Source organism: Dactylosporangium sp. CA-233914, from assembly GCF_050942935.1.
Lineage (GTDB): Bacteria > Actinomycetota > Actinomycetes > Mycobacteriales > Micromonosporaceae > Dactylosporangium.
On record NZ_CP192030.1, the window covers coordinates 7,376,144 to 7,401,625 of the forward strand.

Below are 25,482 nucleotides of genomic sequence, written 5' to 3' on the forward strand. Positions count from 1 at the left end.
GCTGCGTGCCGGCGTGATCGCCGATCGGCGGCCGCCATTTCTGGCTTCAACCAAGCTGTTGAGGGGACCGCGATGACCGATGACACGCGTAGTGAGATCACACTGCACGTCAACGATGTGGCTTACCGGTTGGCGGTGGACAACCGCAGAACCCTCCTCGACGCCCTGCGCGACGATCTGAGCCTCACCGGCGCGAAGAAGGGTTGCGACCACGGGCAGTGTGGTGCCTGCACCGTCCTGGTCGGCGGGCGGCGGGTGGTCTCCTGCCTCACCCTGGCCGTCGCCGCCGACGGTGCTGCCGTCACCACCATCGAGGGCCTGGCCGGCGACGGCGAGCTGCGCCCGATCCAGCAGGCCTTCATCCAACTCGACGGATTCCAGTGCGGGTTCTGCACGTCGGGACAGATCTGCTCCGCGGTCGGGATGCTCGCCGAAGATGCGGCGGGCTGGCCCAGCGCGGTCACCCGCGACGGCGCACCGGAGCGGACGCCGGAGCTGACCGAAGACGAAGTCCGCGAGCGGATGAGCGGCAACCTGTGCCGCTGCGGCGCATATCCGTCCATTGTGCGTGCGATCCTCGAGGCCTCGGCCCGGGAGGCGGTGGCCCGATGAGAGCGTTCGCCTACCAGCGCACGACGCAGGTCCGCGATGCCCTGAACCTCGTGTCCCGGCACGACGGCGCGCGGTTCCTCGCGGGCGGCACCAATCTCGTCGACCTCATGAAAGCCGGAGTCGAGTCACCCGCGCGGCTGGTGGACATCCGGGGCCTCGCACTGGACGAGATCGGCGAAACGCCGGACGGTGGCCTGGTGCTCGGTGCGACGGCCACCAACAGCGCCGTCGCCGCCGATGCGCAGGTGCGGCGCCGATACCCGGCGTTGAGCCAGGCGATACTGGCCGGGGCATCGGGTCAGTTGCGCAACATGGCAACCGTCGGCGGCAACCTCCTGCAGCGCACTCGCTGCGCCTACTTCGCCGATCCGTCGGAGGCATGCAACAAGCGGGTTCCCGGCAGCGGGTGCTCCGCGGTCAGCGGGGCGCATCACAACCACGCGATCCTCGACTGGACGGAGCATTGCGTGGCCACCAACCCCTCGGACATGGCGGTGCCGCTGAGCGCCTTCGACGCGGTGGTGCGATACGAGACACTGGACGGCAGCGGGACGATCTCGCTGTCGGAGTTCTATCTCCCCGTGGGCGACCGCCCGGACCGGGAGACCACCCTGCCCGACGGGGCCCTGATCACGGCCGTGGTCGTACCAGCGTCCGCGGTCGCCGCGAAGTCGCGCTACCGCAAGGTCCGCGAGCGCGCGTCGTACGCGTTCGCCACCGTGTCTGTGGCAGCGGCACTCGATGTCCAGGACGGTGTCGTGCAGGACGTGCGGGTGGCGCTCGGCGGCGTGGCGTCACGGCCGTGGCGGGCGCGAACAGTCGAGTCCGCGCTGCACGGCGGTCCGGCCACAGCCGAGCGGATCAGCGCAGCCGCCGATCTGGAGCTCGCCACCGCCGAGCCGCTGCGCGACAACGCGTACAAAGTGACCCTTGCCCGCAACCTCATCACAGCGGTGCTGACCGAACTCGCCACAGGTTCTGCAAAGGAGAGCAAGAAATGAACCCGGACGGGATCACGGCTGCCGTAGGCGAATCGAGGCCCCGGGTCGAGGGCCGTCGCAAGGTCACCGGCTCCGCCCACTATGTCGCGGACGTGCCGGTGCCCGACCTCGCTCACGGCTGGATGGTCACGGCCACAGTGTCACGCGGCCGGATCCGCGACATCGACGCCACTGACACTCTCGCTCAGCCGGGAGTCCTGGGGGTGCTGGACCACCGCAACGCGCGACGCCTCAACCCGGATGCCGGCAGCTACTTCGGCCCCGACCGCAGCCTCTCGCTGCTGCAGGACGAGGTCATCGCTTACGCCGGCCGACCCATCGCGCTCGTGGTGGCCGAAACACCCGAGCAGGCACGTGCGGCGGCGGCCATGTTGCGGGTGGCCTACGACGCGGAGCCGCACGACATCGAGTTCTCCATGAACCACCCAGCCGTGCGCCCGGCGTCCACCCTGTTCGGCCCGGAGGCCGACACGGGCGACCTGGAGGCCGAGCTCGCGGCATCCACAGTGGTGGTGGACGAGGTGTACCGCACACCGGAAGAGAACCACAGTGCCATGGAACCGCACGTCGCGACCGCATGGTGGGAGGACGGCCATCTCCACGCCCTCGACTCCAACCAAGGGCCGTTCACGATCTCCCAGGTGATGGCCTCGCTGTTCTTCATCGACCGCGACCGTGTCCACATCCGGGCCGAGCACGTCGGCGGCGGCTTCGGCGGCAAAACCATCTGTGGGGCACAGATCATCCTTGCCGCGATGGCCGCAGAGCATTTCGAGCGGCCGGTCCGCGTCGCCCTCACCCGCAGACAGGTCTTCCTGGCAACCGGATCGCGGCCACCGACCGAACAGCGCGTCCGAATCGGAGCCGATGCCGGCGGGCGGCTGCGAGCCATCCACCACCACGCGGCGTTCGCGCTGTCGCCGCTGTCTGAGTACATCGAGTGGTGCACCGAGCAGGCACGAACGCTCTATGCGGCACCGGCGATCCGTACGGAACTCAGCGCGGTACCCCTCGACATCCTGCCACCGTGCTCCATGCGCGGGCCCGGCGCGGCACCCGGCTCGTTCGCTTTCGAGTCGGCCGTGGACGAGGTCGCCGAACGGCTGCGGATCGACCCTCTGCGACTGCGGCTGCTGAACCAGCCCGTGGTCGCCCCGGTGTCCGGCCGCCCGTTCAGCACCCGCCGCCTGGTCACGTGTCTTCAGGAAGGCGCGCGCCGGTTCGGCTGGGCCCAGCGCGACCCCCGCCCCCGGGTCCGCCGCGAGGGCAACCTCCTCGTCGGCACCGGCGTGGCCGCCGTCGCGTTCATGGCCGGGGCCTTCCCCGCCTCGGCGACGATCACCGCGGAGGCCGACGGGACCTTCTCCGTCAGGATCGGCGCCTGCGACATCGGCACCGGAGCACGCACCGCGCTGATCGCCGTGGCCGCGGACGCTCTCGGTGTCGGCACCGAGCAGATCCACTTGTACATCGGCGACAGCGACATCGGCCCGAACCCGGGAGCCGGCGGGTCCCGTGGCACGACCTCCTGCGCGTTCGCCATCACCGAAACCGCGAAGGCTCTGCGCGAGAAACTGGCCGACGCCGACCTGCCAGTCACCGCTTCGGTCGACACCACCCCGCTGATCAATTGGCAGCCGGGCGAGGAGCGGTACACCTACAGTGCCGTGTTCGCGGAGGTCACCGTCGATCCGGCGACCGGAGAAGTGCGCGTACGCCGGTTGCTCGGCATGTTCGCCGTAGGCCGTGTGATCAACCCGCTGCTGGCGCGTAGCCAGCTGATCGGCGGCATGATCGGAGGCCTGTCGATGGCGCTGCACGAAGAGGAGGTTCGCGACCCGGTCACCGGCCGCCTCGTCACCGCCGACTTCGCCGGCTACCACATCTCCGCCCACGCCGACGTACCCGACATCGAGGCCGACTTCGTGGCCGACTACGAGCCCCAGGACCCGTCCGGATTCAACGGCCTCGGTGAGATCGGCAACGCCGGCACCGCCGCCGCGATCGCCAACGCGGTATGGCACGCCACCGGCACCCGTCACCGGGACTTGCCGATCAGCCTCGGCCGCGTCATCGAGGCCGCAGCGGCCCAGGACCGCCCGGAAGCCGTCAGTGTCGCGTGAAGCGTGGCCGTTCCCTGCCGGCCCACCGGCGAGCACCGGCGAGGTCACCTCGCGGCCGGTGCGGCCCCGTGCGCCGCGCGTAAACGGGCGGCGTCCTGGCTGGGCGGCGCGCCGAACAGGCGGCGGTACTCCCGGCTGAACTGCGACGGGCTGTCGTAGCCGACGCGCATGCCGACCCCGGTGACGTCGTTGGGGTGCGAGGCGAGCAGCAGCCGCGCCTCCTGCAGGCGGATCTGCTTCTGGAACTGGATCGGGCTCATCGCGGTGACGGCCTGGAAGTTGCGGTAGAAGGCGGACACGCTCATGCCGGCGCGCTGCGCCACCTCCTCGACCCGGAACGGCTGCGTGTAGTGCTCGCGAATCCAGCGCACGGCCCGGGCGACGTGGGTCAGGCCGCTGTCGGGCAGGCCGAGGTGGCGCACGACGGCGCCCTGCTCGCCGGCGATGACCCGCCAGAGGATCTCCCGCTTGATCAGCGGCGCGAGCACCGCCATGTCGCGCGGGTGCTCGATCAGGCGCACCAGCCGGACCACCGCGTCGAGGAGTTCGTCGGGCGCGTCGCTGACGGCCATGCCGGACGGCGCGCCGCCGGCGGGCGGGAGATCCCCCGGGGCCGCCTGCAGCAGCACCTCGGCGACCATGCCCGGGTTCAGGACCAGACCGAACCCAAGCGCGGGCCACGCCGGGGTGGCCTCGGTGAAGTGGCCGGTGATCGGCAGGTCGACCGAGGCGACGAGGTACTGCCCGGCGCGGTACTCGTACACGCGGTCGCCGAGCGCGATCCGTTTCGCGCCCTGGGCGATCACCGCCACCACGGTGCCCGACATCTCCGGCAACGGCGGACCGGCCTGCTCGACCTTCGAGATCAGGACGCCGTCCAGGGGGGTGGTCATGTCCGGCCGGGCGTGGCGGGCGATCAGGGCACGCAGCCGCTCGCGGTACACCACCCGATACTCGCTCCAACGAGAGCATTATGCAAGTCTGGACTACCGTACGGCGGCTCGAGCCACATTGCCCGGCCGTTTCGGCAGGATCGTGCAAGAGGTCGAGCGGATCGGTCTACCCCGCGACACCCGGACCGCGGTCTCCTTGAGTCATGGCACTTGACCACTACGTCACCCTCGGCCGCTCCGGCCTGCGCGTCAGCCCACTCGCCCTCGGCGCGATGACGTTCGGCGAGGACCCGGGCGCCGCCGGCTGCAGCGTCGAGGAGTCCGAGAAGATCCTGACCGCGTACCTCGAGCGCGGCGGCAACTTCGTCGACACCGCGAACTTCTACACCAACGGCCACTCGGAACGGATCCTCGGCGACTACTTCGCGGCCCGCCCCGGCGCCCGCGACCGCGTGGTGCTCGCGTCCAAGTTCTTCACGAACATGCACCCGGGCAACCCGAACGCGGGCGGCGCCGGGCGCTCCGCGATCCGTCTCCAGCTCCACGAATCCCTGCGCCGGCTGCAGACCGATCACATCGACCTCTACTGGCTGCACAACTGGGACCGCAACACCCCGATCGAGGAGACCATGCGCGCGCTGGACGACCTGGTGCGGGAGGGTCGCATCCGGTACGTCGGCTTCTCCAACACCCCCGCGTGGGTCACGGCGCAGGCCCACACGATGGCGCTGCTGCGGGGCTGGACTCCCCTGGTCGCGCTGCAGGTGGAGTACTCCCTGCTGGCCCGCACGGTCGAGGGCGAGCTGGCCCCGTTCGCGCTGGACCAGGGGCTCGCGCTGGTGCCGTGGAGCCCGCTGCGCAACGGGTTCCTGTCAGGCAAGTACCGCCGCGACGCCGACGTCACCGACTCGGCCCGCGCCGCCTTCGTCGGGCAGCCGACGGACGCGGACTACGTGGTGATCGACGCGGTCAACGCGGTCGCGGACGAGCTCGGCACCACGGCGGCCGCGGTCGCCCTCGCCTGGCTGCGGTCCCGCCCCGGCACCGTCGTCCCGATCGTCGGAGCCCGCCGCCTCGAGCACCTCGAGGGCAACCTGGCCGCCCTGGACGTGCCCCTGACGCCCGAGCACCTCGCGGCACTCGACGCGGCCTCGACCCCCACGCTGAACTACCCGGCCCCGCTGCACGGCCCGCTGCGCGCGATGCTCCAGTTCGCCGGCTCCACCGTGGACGGTGAGCCGTCGCAGGTGTACCCGCCGCTACTGCAGAGCACCGTGCGCTACTGAGCGACGTGGGCCCCGGCCCAATCACGGTCTTTGCTCCAGAACCGAGAGTTCGACAGTCGTAACAGCGAGTTTTGTGAACGCCGGACGGGTCAGCCGTTCAGGGTCGCCGGTTCGGACATGTTCGGGCGATTTGCCGACGGGTACTCCGGCCGGCGGCCACGATGGCGCACGTGACGTTGCCTGCCGGTCGGGATCGGTACCTGGATGTGCTGCGCGCTGTGGCGATCGTCCGGGTTGTGGTGTTCCACATGTTCAGTATCGCGTGGCTGAGCTACGCGTTTCCGGCGATGGGCGTCATGTTCGCCCTGGGCGGCTCACTGATGGCGGCGTCGCTGCAGCGATCGGCGGTGCGGGCGGTGACCAGCCGGGTCCGGCGGCTGCTGCCGGCGTTGTGGGTACTGGCGGCGTTCGTCGTGCCGGCGATGCTGTGGCACGGCTGGACAGCGGACGACCCGAACGGGCGCGATCTGCACATGCTGGTGCTCTGGCTGGTGCCACTGGCCGACCCGCCCGGCAGCGCCTGGGCCGAAAGCGCGACCGTGGTGCTGTGGTACCTGGTGACCTATCTGTGGCTGGTACTGCTCTCGCCCCTGGCGTGGCGGCTGTTCCGCCGGCTGCCGCTGGTCTCGGTGGCCGTGCCGCTGGTGGTCCTGGCCATCACCCAGCTGGTGCCCGGGCATGCCGGCCTGGACCTGCTCGGCTGGCGGGCCTCGGCGGTCGTGGTGGACCTGGCCACGTTCGGCGCGTGCTGGATGGCGGGATTCGCGCACCGCACCGGCGCGCTGCAGCGCATGCATCTGGCACCGCTGGTCCTGCTCGCCGGCGGCTGCATCGCCGCCGGTGCGGGGTGGGCACTCACACACCCGGCCGAGGAGGGCAGCGGCAACCTCAACGACATCCCGCTCGCGCAAGGGCTGTACTCACTCGGGTTCGCGGTGCTGCTCCTGCGGGCGGCGCCGGCGATGCGGTGGCTGCGGCAGCGCCGGTTCCTGGACGGGGCGGTCAGCGTGCTGAACGCCCGCGCGGTGACGATCTATCTCTGGCACAATATCGCCATCGCGCTGTGCTTCCCGGTCGGTGACCTGCTCCACGTCTGGCAGCTCGGGGCCTGGACACAGCTGGGGTACTTCGGCGTGGCGCTGGTCCTGCTCTGCGTCCCAGTCCTGGCGCTGGGACCGGTGGAAGACCTCGCCGCCCGCCGCCGCCCGGCACTGTTGCCGACCCAGCGGTCCGCTCCCCGCCACCGAGTCCCGGCCCACTCCGCGGTCGCGGGACGATGAGCCCGCGCTGAACATCACTTGACGTCAGGCCCTCGGTCGATACGAAGATCTCGCTCCAGATCCTGCACGAGCGCGCGAAGGTCGTCGAGGCGCTGGCTGATCGCGATCCGGTCGATATCGTCGGGCACGCCGTCACCGTCGGCGTCGTAGTCTGGCGACAGGCCGTCGGTCATCTCGAGCCGGCGGGCTTCCTCCATCGAGTTGACGATGACGGCGATGAGGATGTTCATCAGCAGGTTGGCGGTCAGCAACACGTAGCTCACGTAATAGACGAGCGTCCACGGTGACAGCTCCACCCCCTGCTGAATCAGATCCGGCAGGTTCTCCAGCGACAGCAACACGAACAGGGTCAGCACCGCCCGGCCGATGGTTCCGTACTCCTGCGGATGGGTCTCGCCGAAGATCAACCAGCCGGCCATCCCGTACACGTAGAGCGTCACCAGAGCCAGCGCGAGGAAGCCACCGACGCCAGGAAGGCTACGCAGCAACGCGGTCACAATCGTGCGGAGGCCAGGCGAGAAGCGAACCAGGCGAACGACACGGGCGATGCGGATCACACGCAGGGCAGCCGAGTCACCGTGCAGACCGGGCACGAACGCGACCGCGATCACGACAAAATCAAAGACATTCCAGCCCTGCTTGAAAAAGTCCTGCGGCCGCCGCCCGTGAGCCAGAATACGGATCGCGATCTCCGTGACGAACGCGATACGAAAACCCCATTCCAGCTCGTCCAGCAGGGCACCAATCCTACCCGGGTGTGGATAGGTCTCGATGGCGAGCACCATCGCGTTGGCGCCGACCAGCAGCACAATCGCCACCTCGAACACCCGCGACTTCGTCACACCCGAACACCATCTCGCAACACGAGCCAAATCGATCACGAGACGATCTCACCGTTGCTGACCATCGATCGGCAAGTACCTACCCACCCACCGCCACAATCCCACCACCAACCAGCCCGGCGCGGTGGGCCAGATGACCGGTCGCAGGATATGGTGACCGCTCGGCTGGCGCCCACCATACCGGCGGCCAGTCCGCGACGATGCCGAAGCCGACCGGGCGGCAGCTTCGACGACCAGGCACAGCACAGAACGAATACTCTCAGCAAGGCCCCCACAGTCAGAGCGTGACGATTTCGAGCCGGGCCGCGCCCAGCGGAGGGGTCGGCCACTCGAGCACTCTCGGGCCGGGTGGAACTTGGGCGCCACGTACGACGACCACAAGGCATACCTGCTAGACCTCACGAACTGCAGCACACTGCTGTCGATCCCGCTGGCCATGGCGCTCGGCAACTTCCGCAAGGCATCAGCGCACATCGAGGACCTACGTCCCGAGTTCAACCACGCGACGAGCGGAAACGGTCGCGGCGAAGAGTCCGACGACCCGGCCACCGTCACACGTCCGCTCAAGTCGTGCGCCAAAGACCATCCCCGCATCCGCGTGGAGCACCACACCGCCCACGACGGCAACCCCTGCAGCCCGGGACCATTCCCCGCGTGCCCGGCGAGCACGATCGAGCGCGACGAGTGCCAAGCTGGGGGTCCGGACCATCCCCGCGTACACGGGGAGCAGGCAGACCAGACGGCGCGGTGCGCCTGCCGCGCCGGACCATCCCCGTGTGCACGGGGAGCAGCTTTCAGCCGTCCGAGCCTTCCCATTGGACCACAGATCATCCCCGCCTGCGCGGGGAGTAGATCGGGTCCTCGGCGATCTGCGGACCATCCCCGCGTGCGCGGGGAGCACGCAGCAATCGCCGTTGCCGGGACGATCCTCCAGGGACCATCTTCGCGTGCGCGGGGAGCACCCCGGCGTCCAGCATGAAGCCGGGCACGTCCCGGGACCATCCCCGCGTGCGCGGGGAGCACGATCCCGAACTGCGCGGCGCGATGCACCGGGCGGGACCATCCCCGCGTGCGCGGGGAGCACTCTGTGACCTGATGAATAACGACGCCGATGGGCGGGCCATCCCCGCGTGCGCGGGGAGCACCCATTCCTCCGGCTCCATCTGTGGCACAACAGCGGACCATCCCCGCGTGCGCGGGGAGCACGGAAACAAACCCGGCAAAGCCTCATAACCCGCAGGACCATCCCCGCGTGCGCGGGGAGCACACGACGAGATACGCGAGCGGGATTCCGGGGACCGGACCATCCCCGCGTGCGCGGGGAGCACTTGAGACCGGACAGGAGTACGGCGAATCCGGTCGGACCATCCCCGCGTGCGCGGGGAGCACACTTGTTGACCTGCGGCGTTGTAGATCAACTTGCGGAATTTTCATCACTTCTCTTTGGAGCGTGATGTGGGCGACCGCGGACGGCGGCCGAATCGGCGGCGTGCTGCCTTGCTCCAGCCCGTTGGCATGGCCGCGTTGAACACTGGTTCGCTGGGGCGGCACATCAGGGTGATGCCGTCTAGGTCTACTGGGGTCCAGTGATGATCGCGGGCTTCGAAAGAGAGACGCTGTTCGCCGTTGATCTGGTAGACCATCAGTGCGCGTCCTGGGCCGGCCATGCCGATGACTCGTGCCCAGAGCCTGCGCCGGACGCGGGTGCTGACGTGGCCGACGTACACGCCGGCGGAGAACTCCAGGAGCCATTGTGTGAGGTGGCCGCGAAGGCCGGGTGGGCAGGAGGTGAGGATGACCGTCATCAGAAATCGATGTCCTGATGCCGGCATGGTTCTGCCCTGCGGCGATCTCAAGGCCACTGTCGTCCCGTAGGCTCAGACAGGTTGCGGATGTCACGGACGCAGCGGTTGAGGATGGCGCCGTCGTGGACCCGGTCGCGGACCGCGCGGCGCGTGTCGGCGCCAATGTCGGTGGAGTTGCTGGCCGCCACGTCGAACGCAATCGGGATGGTGATTTCAGCCTTGTCGAGATCTGCGATGTCGTATACGAAGGCTCGTTGTTATCCACTGTGGACTAATCCGAGTCCGGGAGCGGCGCCGAGGGCCACGATGACGGTGTGGACGATGCCGTAGGCGCGACGGACACGGGCGTGCATGGTCAGGCCGGTAGTGTCTTCTCCTGGGAAGCGCATGGCGTACATGGCGCGGGCGACGGCGAGGCGGCGGTCGCGGTGGCTGACGGCTGCGGCCTGGGCGACCAGGAGCCGGCTGGATGCGGCGAGGGATCGGCCGTGAGCGTGGTAGCGTACGCCCCGCTCGCCGACCCGGACGGCGGTGGAGCCGTGGTCGGCGAGCAGGGCGATGGCCTGGTGGGTGATGCTGGTGCCGGGTCCGAGGAGCAGGACGCCGATCGTGGCGGCTGGGATGTGGAGGACGCCGCGGTCGTCCGTGGCGGTGACGGCATTGCTGTCGCGGTGGATGGCGGCGCATGCGAGGAGTGGTTCGGCCCGGGTCAGGTCGGGCAGTTCGGCCGGGGGTACTCCGGGTATCTGCATGGTTTCCTGGTGCGGTCAGGGCGCCGGGGCGATCGTCAGCAGTCCGCAGCCGTAGGCTTTGGCGTGGCCGAGGCCTTGGCTGAGGGTCTGGCGGAAGGCGTCCGGGTCGATGACTTCCAGGATGCCGTCGTACGTCGCCGTGGTGAGGGTGACGGTTCCCGTGCCGCGTTTGAAGGTGTGGGTCTGGCGGCGGTGGAGCTTGAGGTTCGGTTCGCCGTCGCGCTGGGCGGCGATGGCGAAGCCGCAGCGGTTGCCGCGGTCGAGCAGCCATTGTGTCTGCTCGGCGGGTCGGAGTCGGCCGAAGCGTTGGGTGTCGGGGGCATCGGGGGTTTTGCGGCCGTTGTGGGTCGGGTTGGCGGTGAGCCGGAATGCCCAGCGTTGGCCGGCCTTGAGGGAGGCGAGGAGGCCGTCGTAGGGGCGGGTGGCCCAGGATTCGGCCGTACCTGGGCTGGTGTCGCCGGCCTGGTCGGCGAGGTGGGTGAGGTCGGGCCGGCCGGGGCTGACGATGTAGAGGTGTACGGTTCCGTCGGCGGTGGTGTCGAGCCGCCAGAGGGTTCGGGCTCCGGGCCGGTCGTGGTCTTCGGGTCTGGTGAAGGCACCTCGGACGGCAGCGTGCATGGCGTGGGGCGAGGCGAGAAGCTTCCGGGCGCCGCGACGAGCGGTGTCGATGGTGAAGCGGGTGAGGTACATGATCAGCCTCCCAGCAGGCTCATCGGATCGTGTCCGGCAGCGTCGGTACGTTCGCTGCGGTCGTTGGTGATCGGCACGTGGGTGCGGTGGACGGCCCGCCAGGTGTGTTGGCGGTGTGCCGGGTCGAAGCTGATCGGCACGTCGGCGATCGTCTCGTCGATCGGCTCGCCGGGGCGGGCGTCGCGGATGATTTCGAGGTGCACGATGCCCCTGGCTCGGCGGCGGTGCCAGTCGGCGGCGAGCCACGGCCAGGTGGTCAACGCCTCGTCGAGGGTGGTGTCGTGGACGCCGAGGCTGACGGGGGCGACCGGTGGGCAGCTGCGCCGGCCGAGGTACAGCGGGAAATGCGGGCGTCGCAGTGCCTGGTCGAGGCCGTCGAGCAGGCTCCGGTCGCCGCTGACGGCGGCCAGGAAGGCGGCGTCGGCCAGGTAGAACCGGTAGGTCAACGGTGCGCTGGTGCGCCCGTCCAGGCTGCGGGCGGTCTGGAAGTCGCGCATGACCTGGCCGGGCTGGTCGAGGCGGACGCCGAACTCGAGGCCGAGGAGGTCGGTGAGCGGGTCGGTGCGGCGGATGCCTTTGGCCGCGGCGAGCAGCCCGATGACGCCGCTCTTGGTTGGTGCGATCTCGGTGCCGCGGCGGGCGAAGCGGCTGCCGGCTCCCCAGGCTTGCATCGGGCCGGCGAGCCGCAGCAGCAGGACGCTCATGCCGGCTGGCCGAGTGCCGCACCGACCTGCTCGCCCACCTCGCTGACGAGGTCGCGGAACGGGACGGACCGGCCGAGGTCGGCCAGGACCGCGGTGTGCTCGCCGACCTGGGTGACCCAGCTGTGCAGCGGTTGCTCGCCGTACGCCGCTTCGACGTCGCGGGTGTGTTTGGCGAGCGCGGCGGCGGCGAGCCGGACGCGGCCGGCGGTGTCGGTTTCCTTGATGGGGGTCTCGAACGCGCCGACGAGGTTGACGGGCTGGGTGTCGCGGATACGGACGAGCACGGCGTCGGGCAGGGTGCGGTGGGCGAAGGTGTTCTGTTTGCCGGTCGGCACGCTGCGCGCGAATGCGGTGAGGAAGGCCTCGACGGCGCAGCGGGTGGCGACCGGATCACCGAGGGTCTTGTACAAGGCGTCGACGTTGATGGTGGCGTAGCGGTAGAGGGTGGAGGAGTTGAACTCGATGGTGCCGATCATGCCGGCGCCGGTTTCGGCGGCGTCGTGCTTGCGGTCGTCGACGGCGGTGAAGTAGTCGAACTCGGTGTCGACGGCGTGGACGCTGATGGCGTGCGCGACCTGGCAGGCGGCATCGACGTTGATGTCGGGCATGTCGGCGAGCATGCGGCCGAACATGGCGATGTCGACCGAGTGCTCCGTGTTCGCCAGGGACTTGACCGTCGCCTTGTCGACGGCGGTGCCGGCGCGGGCGGCTTCGACGACGGCGGCTGCGATGGTGTCGAGCTGCCGATGGCTGAGGAACAGCAGGTAGCTGGATTCGGCGTCCTTGGTCTCGCCCTTCTTCTTCTCGGCCTTGGCCAGGCCGGCCGCGGCGAGGGCGTTGGCGGCCAGGGCCGAGGCCGTGTCGGCGTCCAGGTCCGGGTCGAGGGCCCTGATCCGGATGGCGAGGGACTCGCCGACCCGTTTGGTGCGCTCGCCGAGTTGCGAGCGGTCGAGCAGGTCGGCGAATGCGAGCCGGACTGCGCGTTTCCAAGCCTGGCTGGAGACCCGGGCGCGGCGGACCCCGCCGTAGACGGCGGTCTTGGGTGAGCCGGTGTCGTCGCGGTTGAGGTTGCTGGGCGGGACGGTCTGCAGCACGTGTACGTCGATGATGGTGCGGTTCATACGGGGCGCTCCTGCGGGCTGTCGGTGGCGGGTCGGTCGGTGGTCTCGGCGCGGCCGGGGTGGTCGCGGAAGAACTCCCGGCCCCAGATGGCCTGGATGGTGGGGCGGTTCTCGGGGCGGCGCAGCGTTCGCAGATCGCCGGCGAGCAGGCCGTAGTCCAACGGGATCTGGTGCTCACGCAGCATGGTGATGAGGCCGCGCAGGTGGTAGATGCTCTCGGGGTAACTGCTCGCGGTGCCGAGGGCGGCGAAGCGGCGGCGTACGCCATCCGGTCCGGTGCTGGTCCGGACGAGGCTCGCGAGCGCTCGACCGAGTCCGCGGCCGTTGACGTGCATGCGCCCGGGACGCGACTGCTGGTGCAGGGCGTAGAGGGTGATCGCGTCGTGGACGGCGTACTCGGTGTCGGCGGCGACGGTGTCGTCGGCTGGGCGCTGACCGAGGAGGTCGTCCGGTACGGAGAGTTCGGCGTGCAGGGTGTAGTCGAAGCCAGGAGCTTGTCCGACGGCGCGCCGCAGCCGGGCCAGGGTGCTGACCGCTTCGGGGCGGGGCGGCTGGCGCAGGACCTGTTCCTGGAGGCGTCGGACGGTGGCCGCGACGTGGTCGCCGAGCCGGTCGCGGGGCCTGGTCCAGGGTACTCGCGGGGATTCGGTCGCTGCCGTCGTCACGGTCGTACCTCCTGTGCCTGGTCGCGGTCCTGCGGTTCTTCGCTGTCGGTGGCCATCGGCAGCGCCCGGGCCAGACCGTTGTGGAACCACACCTCGGCCTGGGAGTTGCAGTAGTGGATCTGGTTGCCGGTGCGGTCCTCCAGCAGCCGGCCGACCCAGGCGGCCGGCCCGGCGGCGGCGACGAGTTCACGGCCGAGCTGCCTGGTCGTCTGCTTGACCCGGCGTTGCCAGGTCCGGCGGGCGGCGGTGGTGTCGGTGTCCGGACCGAGGCCGGCCAGCCAATGCCGGAAGTGCTGGTCGAGCCGGGCGTATCCCTGTTCCGCGGCCCGGCCGGCGGCTCCGTCGGTGTCGGATCCGCCGGCGGCGCGGAGCAGGTTGGCGGCGAGGGCGCGCAAGTTCCGTACCGCGGCGTCGGCGTCGGCAGCGGCATCCACCGCGATCGTCCGCAACGGCGAGTCCTCGACCAGCACCAGGACGTTCATGGTCAGCCCGTCGCCGTACACCTCGTCGATCACGGACTGCTGGTTTCCGTAGGTGACGCTGGTGGCGCGGGGGCGGACCTGGAAGTCTTTGGGGATCGCGCCGGTGACTGCGAGCTGGGCCAGCCACCGCAGGACTATTGGCGCCAGGCGCTGCGACGGTTCGTTCGCTGCCATCCGAGGTGGTAGCAGGGTTTGCAGGCCGCGCCACAGGGCCCGGGTGTGGTCGTGCGGCCTGGGCATGTACACGGGGATCTGCTTCTGCTGTTTCTCTCGAGCGGTGCTGCGGCCCCAGACGCTCATCGGCTCCAGCAGGTGCCGGTCCTGCCAGTCGAACTGGTCGCCATAGGAGATCATCGCGCCGGTGATGGCGTTACGGTCGCCGAAGAGCCGGATGCGCCGCGACTGCCAGGTGTAGAGGCTCAGCAGCCCGCGCTGGGTCTGGGCGGGGCCGGCGGTGTGCGGTGGCAGTTCCCAGACCGGCGCGTCCTCCTCGTCAGCCCGTTGCCAACCGGGGCCGACCGGGATCAGGTTGAGCAGCAGTGTCTCGCGCAGCGTTGCGCCCTCGAGGTGGATGCCGCCGAGGTGACCGGCCGACGCGACGCCGAGAGGATAGACCTTGCCGTTCTTGGCCCGGGAGTCGCCGACGGCGCCGGTCTTGATGCCGGATGGGTCGTAGGCCTGGCAATGCACGACCCAGCGTGCGGCCTCGGCCGGCGAGATCGACGTAAGACCCGATCCGGCCCGCGAGGTCAGGTACTGGACGCCGTTGGGCACGTCGGCGATCAGCCCTTCCAGGCCGAAGGACCGGTCGTTGGCGGTGCGGAGGTCGGCGACCTGGTAGAACGGCTGCTGCGGATGGAACAGGTCGAACCGGTCGCGGAAGGCGTCGAGGTACTCCGTGATGTCGGCCAGGGGTAGCAGCCGGTCCCGCCACAGTGCCTGCCAGCCGTCGATGCCGTCCGGCCCGTTGGTGGCACGGTGCAGGATCGCCAGGACCAGCCGCATGATCGCGAACGTCTGGGTGGGCAGTTCGCAGGCGATCATGCGCAGTGCGTGGGCTTGTGCGAACAGGCCGCGCACGGAGATGTCGCGGCGCTGTCCGGCTGTGTCGAGGACCGGAATCCATGCCTCGTCGAGCAGGCAGAATCCGGCTGGTGGCGATGGACTGGTCATCGTTGGCACCTCCTTGGCTGTGCGTCGGTTCAGACGGCGCGGGTGACGCGCAGCCCTTCGTGCTGGTCGTAACGCAGGTCGAAGTCGCCGACGGTGGCGCGGCCGTCCTCGTCGATATCGAGGACGAGCTCGCCGGCCAGCCAGGGGTTGGACTGCCAGGCACGCAGGTCGACGCGGGATTCGAGGGCGGCGATGACGGTGTCGATGACGTCGGCGGCGCTCATCATGCGGGGCAGTGGCAGGGTGCAGCGGGCGATCAGCCGGGGCAGCGAGCGCTGCGGTTCGCTGTCGGTCGGCACGATGACGCCACCGCCGTCGATCCACGGTGGAACGAGAAGTCCCGCCGCGGTACGGATGAGGAGGAGCACTTCGAGTGACTCGCCGTCGGTGTCGCGGACGTGGCCCTGGGCGACCCGGTCGTCGGTGTTGCCGACGCCGCCGGTGAGCCAGTCGATCAGGGCTGTGCCGGACTTGTCGGGTTCGGCGAGCCGGAAGGCGTCCGCCTTGGCTTCCTTGTCGCTGGTCTCGTCGCGGGCATGTTCGTCGGCCTGGGCGATGGCGGGCTGCCAGGATGCCGGGCCGAGCGGCGCGTCGCCGTAGGCGGTCTGGGTGAGTGGTGCGATGTCGGCCGGCAGGCGCAGTGGTCGACCGTCGAGGTGCGGCAGCAGCACCGCGGCGGCGCGCAGCAAGGTCGCGGGCTGGTAGACACGCCGCGAACCGGGCACCGGCTGCGGCGGCTCCTGGGTCCAGTCGGCTCCGGTGATCCAGCAGGTCGGGGTGGCGATCCGGGCCGGTCGGGTGGCGCGCCGGTGGCGGTGGAGGCGGCCGATGCGCTGCAGGATCAGGTCGACCGGGGCCAGGTCGGTGACAAGCAGGTCGAAGTCGATGTCGAGGGACTGTTCGGCGACCTGGCTGGCGACGACGACGTGCCGGTCGGGGCGGACCACGCTGCCGGGCGGGCCGAACGTGGCGCGGAGCCATCGGTCTTTGGCGGCCCGGTCGACTGCCATGAACCGGGAGTGCGCCACGGACACCGGCGTGTCGGCGCCGAGTGCCGCGCGCAGGGCGTCTGCGGTCTCCTGGACCCGGGCGACGGTGTTGCGGACCACGAGTGCGCAGCCGCCGCCGGTGAGCCGGTCGCGGAGCAGGTCGGCGAGGGCTGCCGGGTCGTCGTCGAGGCGCTGCACGTGAATCTCGGTGCTACGGCCGGAGTCGGCGCAGCTCGTCGCGGTGGCGCCGCGCTGCTGACCGGAGACGGTGATGAGCGGGTAGCGCAGGTCGGTGTGGAGATCGGCGTACGGGTCCACGGCGGGCTTGCCGCGGTCGCGCCAGGTGCGTTTGGGTGGTGGGCCGAGCCGGCCGTGGTCGTAGGCGGCCATGAGCGCGGCGCGGCGTTTGGCGGGCAGGGTCGCGGAGAGCACGACGACGGGGACGCCGTAGCCGCCGAGCCATTGCAGCGCACGGTCGAGGAACTGGGCCATGTAGACGTCGTAGGCGTGGGCCTCGTCGATGACGACGATCTTGCCGGCCAGACCGAGGTGGCGCAGGACGAGATGCCGGCCGCGGAGGGCGGCGAAGAGGAGCTGGTCGACGGTACCGACGACGAAGCTCGACAGCATGGTGCGTTTCGCGCCGGCCAGCCAGGCGTGCACGCCGATGTCGGCACCGCCGTCGTCTTCGGCGATCCCGCTGGGCAGCGACGTGTATCGCAGGTGGTCGTACTCGGGATTCAGCGCCGCCTTGCCGTGCGCGAGGCGCACGTCACGATCACCGCGGCCGATCTGTGCATCGGGCAGGCGGCGCAGCCAGGAGAGCATCCGGCCGAACATGGCGTCGCTGGTAGCCCTCGTCGGCAGCGCCAGGTAGCAGCCGGATGCACCGGTGCGGCGGGCCAGGATCTCCACGGCGGCGAGGGCTGCTTCTGTCTTGCCCTCGCCCATCGCGGCTTCGACGATCATCATGCCGGGTGTCGGCATGGTTGCGGCGAGATCGGCGGCGGTACGTTGCACGGGCCGTGGTATGGCGCCGGGCGGCAGGTCGAAGCGGGCAGCGAACAGGGCATCGGTGTCACCGGGCGGATCGGCCGGTTGCCACGGGGCCGGGAGGTCCAGCAGATCCCAGCCGTCGCCGAGGCGGCCGGTGTCGTCGCGGTCGAGCAGGTACGGGAAGAAGTGTTCATTGCTGGCGATCCAGTCGGCGACGATGACGAGGCCGGTCAGGGCGGCCTGGACGGGCTGGGACAGGCGCGCGCCCTGCCAATCGGTGAGCCGGTCACCTGCCCCGGTCCGCTCGCTCATCCAGGCCAGCAGCTCCCGCTGGACGTGCTGCCAGGCCGACTCGCCGCACAGGTGCGGGCGGGCTTCCACGTCGAGGATCATGCGGTGTGTGGGCGGGACCCCGTGGTGGCCGCCGATGACGACCGCGTACGGATGCGGGTCCTCCCAGCCCTGATCGCGCAGCCAGTCGGCGAGGATGACGTGGCCGGCGACGGCGTGCGGGGCGAAGTGCCGGTCGGCCTTGATGTGTGCGGCGTGACAGCTGAGCCCGTGCGAGCGCATGCGTTCGGCATGGACGTGCGCCTGGATGGCGAAGGCCGGGGTGGCTTTGCCGACGTCGTGAACGCCGGCGAGCCAGACGGCGAGCGTGCGACCGTCGGCGTCGCCGCGGGGCAGTTCCTCGGCGATGAGGCGGCGGACGGCGGTGCTGAGCCACTGGTCCCAGAGCTGGCCGGCGACGTCGGCGGTGTCGGCCAGGTGCCGCCACAACGGCAGCCAGCCGACCGGTGATGTGCCGGTGCGGTCGGTCTTGCCCCAGACGGACCGGGCCGCGTCGCTGAGTCGCGGGCCGTTCATCGCTTCGCTCCCTCTGTTACGCCGGCCATGGTCGGCAGGAGCGTGCTGGGGTTGCCGGTGTGGGACAGGTAGAGCACGTCCCGGGCGCGGGTCATGGCCACGAACAGCAGGCAGCGTTCCCGCTGCAGGTCCTGTTCGTGGGCGTGGGCGTCGTCCGCGGCGGGGGTCACGGCGTTGGGGGCGGGCAGGACCCCGGCGTCGAGGCCGACGACGGCCAGGCATCGAAATTCGAGGCCTTTCATGCGGTGCATGGTGGCGACCCGCACGCCGTCGGTGCCGCGGCGGTCGTCGGCGACATCGATGTACGCCTCGCGCAGGGCGGTGCTGATCGTGGTGACGAGGGCGGTGGTGCGGGCGGCGACACCGATCGCGTGCGGTTCGACGTCCTGCTCGATCCAGGTGCCGACCCGCTCGATAAGCGCGTCGATCTCGTCGTCGCGGGCGGCGTGCCCGGTGAGCGCTGGGGCACCGCCGTGGGTGACGGCGTGGTAGCCACGCAGGGTGTCGTACTCGTCGTCGAGGCCGACGGTGGTCTGGCCGCCCAGGACCTGGACCGAGTAGCCGAGGATCTCGTGGGTGGTGCGGTAGTTGACGGTGAGCCGGCGGGCGCGGCCGCGGATGTGGATGCCGAGCTGTGCCAGCGACACTCGGTTGTCGTAGATGCGCTGGTACGGGTCGGCGAGCAGGAACAGGTCGTTGGGGCCCGGGGCGACCAGGCCTCGCAGGAGCCGCCACTGCGCGGGGTGCAGGTCCTGCGCCTCGTCCACGACGACATGGCGGTACGGTGCGGGGCCGCGGCTGACGATCTCGGCGGCCTCGTCGGCGAGCTGGGTATGGGTGCGCAGGCGGCGTCGGGCGAGCTGGTCGACGACGTGTTGGATCGCGTTCCACACCTGGTCGCGCTGGGCCCCGCGGAGTGCCTCGCCGCGGCCGGCGCGCGCCGTTGTCCGGTACTCCTCGGCGTTGGTGAGCTGCCGCGCCAGGATGACCTGTTCCCATTCCCGCCGCAGGAAGGCCCCGCTGAACCGGCTGAACCGGCCGGCCCGGCTCACGGCGGCGTCGGCCCACAGCGGGTCAAGGATGTCGTCGGCGGCGACGGTGACCTTCCGGGTTCGGGCGACGATGTCGTAGGCGAGTCGGTCGACGCTGATGACGGTGATGCGGGCCCGCACCGCCGGGTCGTCGGTCAGGCGGTACAGCTGCCGGTCGAGGGCGTCGGCGAGGGCGCGGGTGAAGGTGGTGAGCAGGACTTTGGAGCCGTCGTCGGGGAGCCGGCCGGCGAGGAAGACGGCGCGGTGCAGGCCGGTGACGGTCTTGCCGGTGCCGGCGCTGCCGGTGACCAGGGCGGGACCGGCGTAGGTCTCGCGGTAGGCGACGTCGTGCTGGATCGGGTGCAGGAAGACCCGCCATAGATCGAACGGGTGCGACAGGATGGCGACCAGCTCCACCGGCCCGGACACGAACGCGATGCGGTCGGGGGTTCGCCGGGCCGCGGCGGTCAGGTCGTTGGGGTCGACCTCGCCGACGTCGCGGCCGGCGAGAATCTGGTCGGCGAGTTCGGCCCAGACCTCGGTGGCGGACATGCCGGACGCGAGCCCGGTGAGGACCCTGGACTGGATTTCGGGCAGGCGTGCGCAGAGAGCATCCAGCTGCTGCTCGTTGTTGATCCGCCGAAGGAGCGGGATCAGGTCCGGGTCGATGCCCAGGCGCTTGAGCTCGGCGTTGGACGCCTGATCGAACAGCGCCTCGCCGGGAGGCTCGTCCGGCAGGGTGCGGGCGAAGTTCTCGATGCCGGCCTGGTCGCGGACCTCCAGGACACCGAGGGCCTGATTGACCGTGAAGGTCCGGCTGAGCGCGTACGCGTTGGCGTCGTCGTGCGGCAGGACGTCCTTGAGCATGTATCGCGCACCGCCGAGGGCGACGACGACGCCGCGCCAGAACCGCGTGATCCGGATGGTGCGCACGTTGGGGTCGCGCGCGCCGGTCAGCTTCTCGAGGTGGGCTCCGGCGTGTGTGTGCTCGGCGAACTTCCGGATGGCCGCCATCACCGCGTGCTGCACCGGACGCTCGAGTTCGGCGTAGCGGCGTAGGAACTCCGCATCGATGGCCAGTTCGGCCATGCCGTCCCCTCCCCCAGGTCGTCGGCCCCGCGCATCGGCAGCGGTCAGGATATTGTGAACTATGACTTCAAGCAAATCCATTATGGATCTAGTTCACGAACGAGCGGCCGATGGATAGTGATCCGAACGAACCGCCGATTCCGGCTGTCGCCGCGACGTCGCTAGACTCGTTGCCGTGCTGGCGCATGAGCTGCTCAACGGCCGGTACCAGGTCGACCGCCTGCCGTTTCCGCACGACGGCATGAGCGAGGTCTGGCCGGCCCGGGACACGCTGCTCGACCGGGCTGTGGTCGTCAAAGTGGTCGGTGGCTCCATGGACGTCGGTCTCATGCGCCGGTTCCGGCGCGAGGCGCAGCTCACCGCACGGCTGAACCATCCCGGCGTGCCCGCCGTCTTCGACCTCGGCCAGCACAAGGGCCGCCCGTTTCTCATCCTGCAGCACATCACCGGTGACGCCTTGGACGTCGTGGTCGACGGTGAGGGGCCGCTGCCAATCCCGTGGGTATGCGCCGTCGGCGCACAGATCAGCAGTGTTCTCATCGCCGCGGAACAGCTCGGCCTCGTGCACCGCGATCTGAAACCCGGCAACGTCATGCTGGAACCGAGCGGCGCCGTGAAGGTCATCGACTTCGGGCTCGCCGCGATGCACGGCGACCAGCGCTACTCCCGGATCACCCGGACCGGCGAAAGCCTCGGCACCCTCGGGTACATGGCGCCCGAGCAGATCAACGGCACGCCGGTCGACCACCGCACGGACCTGTACGGCCTGGGCGGCATCCTGTTCCACCTGCTCACCGGCGAGCCGCCGTTCGACGAGGTCACCACGGCGATCCTGCTGCAACGCCAGCTGTTCGAGCCGCCGCCCCGGCCGTCGCGGATGCGCTCGGACATCCCGGATGCGCTCGACGACCTGGTCCACGCCCTGCTGGCCGAACAGCCGGACGACCGCCCGGCCAGCGCCACCGACGTCTACGACGCCCTCGTCGAACATGCCGCGGCGCTGCCGCCGATGCCCGCCTTCGTCACTGACGGCGTCGACGCAGTACGCGCATATGCCGCCGTGGTCGGCCGGCAGCCGGCCCCAACAACCACGACCTTGAACCGGCCAGATCCGTTCGACCCGCAACGCGTGGCTGCCGATGCCCAGCGCTTGGCCGCCCGTGGCGAATTTCGGCTCGCCGCCCGCCGATGGCGGGAGCTCGCCCGCTGGCAAAGTCGCGAGTACGGCAACAGCCATCCGCTCGTGGTCGCCACCACGCTGCAGATCGCCCGGGCCCACGAGTCCGCCGGCGAGCCCGACCGCGCGCTGTCGCTGCTCAACGAACTGCTCAGCCAACTGCCGCCCACCGCCGATCCGGACGGCGCGTTGGTTCGGCAGCTAGCCGACGAGATCGAGCGGCTGCGCTCCGCCGGCTGACCAGCGGGGCGACCCGCGATCGATGCACACCGACCGCGGGTCGCTGAACCGGCGCGGCAGCAGGACGGCCTTCTGCTGCGGGAACCGGCCGCCGCCGCGGAACGTCAGGGCACAGGTCTGCCCGCGGATCTCGGTCGCCAGCGCGCGGCGGGCCAGCGGGGAGTACATCCGGCCGTGTTTGAGCCAGGCGGCCTCCTCACCGTGCGGGTCGAATCCACGGCCGCTGGCGGCATGACCGAACGCGTCGTGCACCGCGCGGAACATGTCGTTCTCGCCGTCGCTGAGATACGGATGCGGGTTGCCGCCGGCCGCACTGGCGAACACGCGGAGCCGCCGTTCACCCAGGTCCTCCAGCATCGCCGCGGCGTGGTGGTACGGGTCCTCGTCAACGACCTGCACGGTGACGCCCAGCCCGCCGAACTCGGTCCGGCCGATCAGGAACTGGTACTGCCGCAGCGTCTGGGCACACAGTGCGGCATAGGCGTCGAACGCCCGCGGATCACGCCCCGGAGCGGCTGCGTAGGCGTCCGCGATGGCGGCGCCCACGACGGGGTCGAGCCGGACCCGTTCGTACGGCACGGTGTCGCGGGTGCGGCGGGTGAACCTGCGGACGCCGTCAGCTAGGAACGTGACGGGCTCGAATGCCGGTGCGGGAGCTGGCAGGGCTGGTACGAACAATTGTGTTCATGGTCCTCCTTCAGTCGTCGGTACGACACCGGCGGCGTCGGGCGCCGCTCGCCGCGCAGTAGCTCGCCGAGGATCCGGATCTCGGAAACCCGGCGGTCGTGCTCGAACTTGGCGAACTTGCCGATGGTGGTGCTGCGTCCGCGGCGTGCCACGACCCCTCCCGGTTGGCTGCTGTCCCCAGAGACACTCAACACGATAGCTCTGTGAACTGCAACCACAAACATATCCTGCATGATAGTGTTCACGGGTGATCGACGACCGGAGCACCCTCACCGCCAGCGGCATCGCCAAGCTGGCCGGCGTCGGCCGCGCAGCGGTCAGCAACTGGCGCCGCCGATACGCGGACTTCCCCGCCCCGGTCGGCGGAACCCCGGCCAGCCCCAGCTTCAACGCGTACGAGGTGGAGCAGTGGCTGCACCGGCAGGGCAAGCTGCACCAGGCCAGCACCGAACAGCTGGCCTGGCGACACATCGAGAGTTACCAACCGGCGGCGCAGATCGGCGACGCCCTCGGCATCGCCGGTGCCTACCTGCTCGCCGGCCCGGCCACCGGCGGCCTGGTCACCCCGAAACAGCTCGCTGCCCGGCTGCGCGCCATCGACCCCGACCTCGCCGCACTGACCGGCCGGATCCTGCCCGCGCGGTGGAGCCCACACCTGACCACGCTCCTGCAGGCCGTCGACACGCTGGCACGCGAACAGGATCCGGAAGCGGCGTTCGAATACCTGCACCAGCGGTACGTCACCTCGGCCCAGTCCATGTCCGGCCTGGCCACCACCGCGGACACCGTCGCCGCGGTGATGCTCGGCATCGCGGGGCGCGGCGAACGTATCCTCGACTTCACCTGCGGCACCGGCTCGATCCTGCGCATCGCCGCCGACCAGGCCCTAACCACACAATGCCTCGGTCAAGAGATCAGACCGGACTATGCGCTGATCGCCCTGATCCGCCTCCGGTTCGTCCACCGGCGTGCCGAACACGCCCCACCGCCCATCCTGCAGGTCGGCGACAGCCTGCTCGCCGACGCCTACCCGGACACCCGAGCCGACGTCGTCGTGGCGAACTTCCCGTTCGGCATCCACGACTGGGGCCACGACCGGCTCGCCTACGACCCCCGCTGGGTCTACGGCATGCCGCCACGCACCGAAGCGGAACTGGCCTGGGTCCAGCACGCACTGGCCCATCTCTCCCCCGGCGGCACCGCCGTCGTTCTCATGCCGCCGGCCGCCGCCCTCCGCCCCGCCGGCCGCCGCATCCGCGCCGAGTTGGTCCGCCGCGGCGCCCTACGCGCCGTCGTCGCTCTCCCGGCCGGCCTGATGCCACCGGCCGGCATCGGCCTGCACATCTGGGTTCTTGTCCAGCCCGACGAACACCAGCCAGCAACCGACCGGCTGCTGTTCATCGATGCCGCCGGCACCGGCCAGCCGCTCGCCGACCTCGTCACAACCGCCTGGCACGACCACCGGACCGGGCGGCACACCGACATGCCCGGCGTGCACATCGCCGTGCCCGCCATCGCCGTCCTCAACGATCAGGTCGACCTGACCCCCCAGCGCTACCTACCTCCACAGCCCGAACAGGCCGTGGACCCCGATCGGACCATGGCCGGAATCGACGAGCTCGGGCGGTTGCTCACCCGCATCCAGACACTGCTGCCTGCGGTCCAACGAACGACGAGCGCCGCGCTGCGCACCGCCCCACAGGCGAACCTCGCCGACCTCGTCCGTGCCGGAAGCATGACGATCCTGCGCCCAGCGCCCAGAGGCCGGCCAAACGAACCTGTCGTCGAGAACGCGGCGCTCACAGCGACCGACGTCGCCTCCGGCACGGGTCCGACCGGGCCCGGCGAACATGACCGCGCGGACCTGGACCGGGTCCAGATCGGAGACATCCTCATCCCCGTCCTGTCCCGCGAGATCATCGCGCGCGTGGCCACGCCCGAACAGATCGGCGCCCAGCTCGGCCCGAGCGTCCAGGCACTGCGGATCGACCCCGCTCTGTTCGACCCCTGGTTCGTGGCCGGCCTCCTGGCACGCGGCGACAACCTGCGCGTCACGACCCGCACGTCCAGCCTCAGCGGCGGATCGCTCCGCGTCGACCTCAAGCGCCTCACCATTGCGGTGCTCAGCATCCAGGAGCAGCAGACGTACGGGCAGGCGTTCCAACGACTCGCGGAGCTCCGTGGCAAGCTCGAACAAGCCGCAGCGACCGGCGCCGTCCTGACACGCGAGATCGGCGAAGCCCTGGCCGCAGGCATCCTCACAGTCGTCGACAACCACACTTCGACCACCCGCCGACCGAAACGAACGTCGACAACCTAGCCCCCGACACATTCGGTTCGGCATAGACGACCTCCGAGCAACGCGCAGAAGCCACAATCCACGCCCGGGTACCTCCACGCGCACGGAGAAACCGCCCGGACAGCCTCCTCGTGCCGTTCCAACGTCATCCAGTTTCCAGAGACCATGGCCGCGTGCACACGGGAAGCACTCGAGCAAGTACGGACGCTTTCACGGTCCGGGACTACCCAGGCGTGCACGGGGAGCACGGTATCCGCATGATCGGGGGCAGCAGCACCAGCGAACCATTCCCCGCGTGCGCCGGGAGCACGGCGCGTACGACCAGCCGGCGCCGTGGGTGCTGGGACCTTCCCTGCGTACGCGGGGGCACGGCAACTGGCACACCCAAACCATCCCGCCCGAGGGACCATCCCGCGTCCGTGGGAGCACGACCCTGGCCTGGAGAAGTACCTGCGGCGCCGGGGACCATCCCCGCGTGCGCGGGGAGCATGCGTACGTCGCACGGGCGACCGTCCGCTCCGGGGGACCATCCCCGCGTGCGCGGGGAGCACGCGACCACCCTGGTTGCGGCCATCGACGCCGGGGGACCATCCCCGCGTGTGCGGGGAGCACCAGCCGCTTGGGCCTTCCCATTGAACCACTTTAGGACCATCCCCGCGTGCGCGGGGAGCACGACCC

Annotated in this window: 19 protein-coding genes and 1 CRISPR repeat array (1 of these 20 running past the window's edge); of the genes, 7 read left to right on the forward strand and 12 right to left on the reverse strand. The window is 70.3% G+C overall.

Going from position 1 to position 25,482, the window contains the following annotated elements:
- Window positions 1-72 precede the first annotated feature (72 nt).
- Genes ACQPY0_RS33145 through ACQPY0_RS33155 form a run of 3 tightly spaced genes read left to right on the forward strand, consistent with a single transcriptional unit; the run spans window position 73 to window position 3,736 of the window.
- Entirely contained in the window at window positions 73-612 is a 540-nt protein-coding gene (locus tag ACQPY0_RS33145) for a (2Fe-2S)-binding protein (RefSeq protein WP_432969380.1), read from the forward strand.
- Window positions 609-1,613 carry an FAD binding domain-containing protein gene (locus ACQPY0_RS33150; protein WP_432969383.1) on the forward strand — a complete coding sequence of 335 codons (1,005 nt, stop codon included), beginning with the start codon at window positions 609-611 and terminating at the stop codon, window positions 1,611-1,613. Before ACQPY0_RS33145 ends, ACQPY0_RS33150 begins: the two co-directional genes overlap by 4 nt.
- A complete protein-coding gene (locus ACQPY0_RS33155) occupies window positions 1,610-3,736 on the forward strand; it encodes a xanthine dehydrogenase family protein molybdopterin-binding subunit (protein WP_432969385.1) in 2,127 nt (708 codons plus the stop codon). Before ACQPY0_RS33150 ends, ACQPY0_RS33155 begins: the two co-directional genes overlap by 4 nt.
- A gap of 44 nt (window positions 3,737-3,780) precedes the next feature.
- Here the strand turns inward: ACQPY0_RS33155 and ACQPY0_RS33160 are convergent, their stop codons facing one another.
- Entirely contained in the window at window positions 3,781-4,683 is a 903-nt protein-coding gene (locus tag ACQPY0_RS33160; protein WP_432969388.1) for an AraC family transcriptional regulator, read from the reverse strand.
- Window positions 4,684-4,832: 149 nt separating this feature from the next.
- On the opposite strand from ACQPY0_RS33160, the gene ACQPY0_RS33165 reads away from it, so the two are divergent.
- Window positions 4,833-5,915: an aldo/keto reductase gene (locus tag ACQPY0_RS33165; RefSeq protein ID WP_432969391.1), complete on the forward strand. Its 1,083-nt coding sequence runs from the start codon at window positions 4,833-4,835 to the stop codon at window positions 5,913-5,915.
- Window positions 5,916-6,085: 170 nt separating this feature from the next.
- Complete coding sequence (locus tag ACQPY0_RS33170) at window positions 6,086-7,195, forward strand: acyltransferase family protein (protein ID WP_432969394.1); 1,110 nt, start codon at window positions 6,086-6,088, stop codon at window positions 7,193-7,195.
- Window positions 7,196-7,209: 14 nt separating this feature from the next.
- Here the strand turns inward: ACQPY0_RS33170 and ACQPY0_RS33175 are convergent, their stop codons facing one another.
- The 10 genes from ACQPY0_RS33175 to ACQPY0_RS33220 form a co-directional block, all read right to left on the reverse strand.
- On the reverse strand, window positions 7,210-8,037 hold the full coding sequence (locus ACQPY0_RS33175; protein ID WP_432969397.1) for an ion transporter: 828 nt from the start codon (window positions 8,035-8,037) through the stop codon (window positions 7,210-7,212).
- A gap of 1,433 nt (window positions 8,038-9,470) precedes the next feature.
- On the reverse strand, window positions 9,471-9,842 hold the full coding sequence (gene cas2e, locus ACQPY0_RS33180; protein ID WP_432969400.1) for a type I-E CRISPR-associated endoribonuclease Cas2e: 372 nt from the start codon (window positions 9,840-9,842) through the stop codon (window positions 9,471-9,473).
- Between the two features lie 257 nt (window positions 9,843-10,099).
- Entirely contained in the window at window positions 10,100-10,594 is a 495-nt protein-coding gene (locus ACQPY0_RS33185; RefSeq protein ID WP_432969403.1) for a CRISPR-associated endonuclease Cas1, read from the reverse strand.
- A gap of 15 nt (window positions 10,595-10,609) precedes the next feature.
- Window positions 10,610-11,284, reverse strand: a complete 675-nt coding sequence (gene cas6e / locus ACQPY0_RS33190; RefSeq protein ID WP_432969406.1) for a type I-E CRISPR-associated protein Cas6/Cse3/CasE — start codon at window positions 11,282-11,284, stop codon at window positions 10,610-10,612.
- A 2-nt stretch (window positions 11,285-11,286) separates the two neighbouring features.
- Window positions 11,287-11,988, reverse strand: coding sequence for a type I-E CRISPR-associated protein Cas5/CasD (gene cas5e, locus ACQPY0_RS33195; protein WP_432969409.1), 702 nt, complete (start codon window positions 11,986-11,988; stop codon window positions 11,287-11,289).
- Window positions 11,985-13,109 (reverse strand): type I-E CRISPR-associated protein Cas7/Cse4/CasC, encoded by a 1,125-nt coding sequence (gene cas7e, locus ACQPY0_RS33200; protein WP_432969412.1) that lies wholly within the window; start codon window positions 13,107-13,109, stop codon window positions 11,985-11,987. Before cas7e ends, cas5e begins: the two co-directional genes overlap by 4 nt.
- Complete coding sequence (casB, locus tag ACQPY0_RS33205) at window positions 13,106-13,774, reverse strand: type I-E CRISPR-associated protein Cse2/CasB (RefSeq protein WP_432969415.1); 669 nt, start codon at window positions 13,772-13,774, stop codon at window positions 13,106-13,108. The genes cas7e and casB overlap by 4 nt, the downstream gene beginning before the upstream one ends.
- On the reverse strand, window positions 13,771-15,429 hold the full coding sequence (gene casA, locus ACQPY0_RS33210) for a type I-E CRISPR-associated protein Cse1/CasA (RefSeq protein WP_432969418.1): 1,659 nt from the start codon (window positions 15,427-15,429) through the stop codon (window positions 13,771-13,773). The genes casB and casA overlap by 4 nt, the downstream gene beginning before the upstream one ends.
- 29 nt (window positions 15,430-15,458) lie before the next feature.
- Window positions 15,459-18,281, reverse strand: a complete 2,823-nt coding sequence (gene cas3 / locus ACQPY0_RS33215) for a CRISPR-associated helicase Cas3' (protein ID WP_432969421.1) — start codon at window positions 18,279-18,281, stop codon at window positions 15,459-15,461.
- Window positions 18,278-20,401: a UvrD-helicase domain-containing protein gene (locus ACQPY0_RS33220; protein ID WP_432969423.1), complete on the reverse strand. Its 2,124-nt coding sequence runs from the start codon at window positions 20,399-20,401 to the stop codon at window positions 18,278-18,280. The genes cas3 and ACQPY0_RS33220 overlap by 4 nt, the downstream gene beginning before the upstream one ends.
- Before the next feature lie 175 nt (window positions 20,402-20,576).
- On the opposite strand from ACQPY0_RS33220, the gene ACQPY0_RS33225 reads away from it, so the two are divergent.
- Window positions 20,577-21,818, forward strand: coding sequence for a serine/threonine-protein kinase (locus ACQPY0_RS33225; RefSeq protein WP_432969426.1), 1,242 nt, complete (start codon window positions 20,577-20,579; stop codon window positions 21,816-21,818).
- On the opposite strand, the gene ACQPY0_RS33230 is transcribed toward ACQPY0_RS33225, so the two are convergent.
- Window positions 21,780-22,496: a hypothetical protein gene (locus tag ACQPY0_RS33230; RefSeq protein WP_432969429.1), complete on the reverse strand. Its 717-nt coding sequence runs from the start codon at window positions 22,494-22,496 to the stop codon at window positions 21,780-21,782. The two genes, ACQPY0_RS33225 and ACQPY0_RS33230, sit on opposite strands and share 39 nt — an antisense overlap.
- A gap of 256 nt (window positions 22,497-22,752) precedes the next feature.
- On the opposite strand from ACQPY0_RS33230, the gene ACQPY0_RS33235 reads away from it, so the two are divergent.
- Window positions 22,753-24,825 carry an N-6 DNA methylase gene (locus tag ACQPY0_RS33235; RefSeq protein ID WP_432969432.1) on the forward strand — a complete coding sequence of 691 codons (2,073 nt, stop codon included), beginning with the start codon at window positions 22,753-22,755 and terminating at the stop codon, window positions 24,823-24,825.
- Window positions 24,826-25,266: 441 nt separating this feature from the next.
- A CRISPR array of direct repeats spans window positions 25,267-25,482; the repeat unit is 27 nt; unit sequence GGACCATCCCCGCGTGCGCGGGGAGCA (it continues 55 nt past the right edge of the window).

What these genes read in the sequence shown, in the direction of transcription:
- casA (WP_432969418.1), bottom strand. Translation starts at nt 15,429, where the DNA reads ATGACCAGTCCATCGCCACCAGCCGGATTCTGCCTGCTCGACGAGGCA.
- cas6e (WP_432969406.1), bottom strand. Translation starts at nt 11,284, where the DNA reads ATGTACCTCACCCGCTTCACCATCGACACCGCTCGTCGCGGCGCCCGG.
- ACQPY0_RS33185 (WP_432969403.1), bottom strand. Translation starts at nt 10,594, where the DNA reads ATGCAGATACCCGGAGTACCCCCGGCCGAACTGCCCGACCTGACCCGG.
- cas5e (WP_432969409.1), bottom strand. Translation starts at nt 11,988, where the DNA reads ATGAGCGTCCTGCTGCTGCGGCTCGCCGGCCCGATGCAAGCCTGGGGA.
- ACQPY0_RS33220 (WP_432969423.1), bottom strand. Translation starts at nt 20,401, where the DNA reads ATGGCCGAACTGGCCATCGATGCGGAGTTCCTACGCCGCTACGCCGAA.
- ACQPY0_RS33165 (WP_432969391.1), top strand. Translation starts at nt 4,833, where the DNA reads ATGGCACTTGACCACTACGTCACCCTCGGCCGCTCCGGCCTGCGCGTC.
- cas3 (WP_432969421.1), bottom strand. Translation starts at nt 18,281, where the DNA reads ATGAACGGCCCGCGACTCAGCGACGCGGCCCGGTCCGTCTGGGGCAAG.
- ACQPY0_RS33145 (WP_432969380.1), top strand. Translation starts at nt 73, where the DNA reads ATGACCGATGACACGCGTAGTGAGATCACACTGCACGTCAACGATGTG.
- cas2e (WP_432969400.1), bottom strand. Translation starts at nt 9,842, where the DNA reads ATGACGGTCATCCTCACCTCCTGCCCACCCGGCCTTCGCGGCCACCTC.
- cas7e (WP_432969412.1), bottom strand. Translation starts at nt 13,109, where the DNA reads ATGAACCGCACCATCATCGACGTACACGTGCTGCAGACCGTCCCGCCC.
- ACQPY0_RS33155 (WP_432969385.1), top strand. Translation starts at nt 1,610, where the DNA reads ATGAACCCGGACGGGATCACGGCTGCCGTAGGCGAATCGAGGCCCCGG.
- ACQPY0_RS33150 (WP_432969383.1), top strand. Translation starts at nt 609, where the DNA reads ATGAGAGCGTTCGCCTACCAGCGCACGACGCAGGTCCGCGATGCCCTG.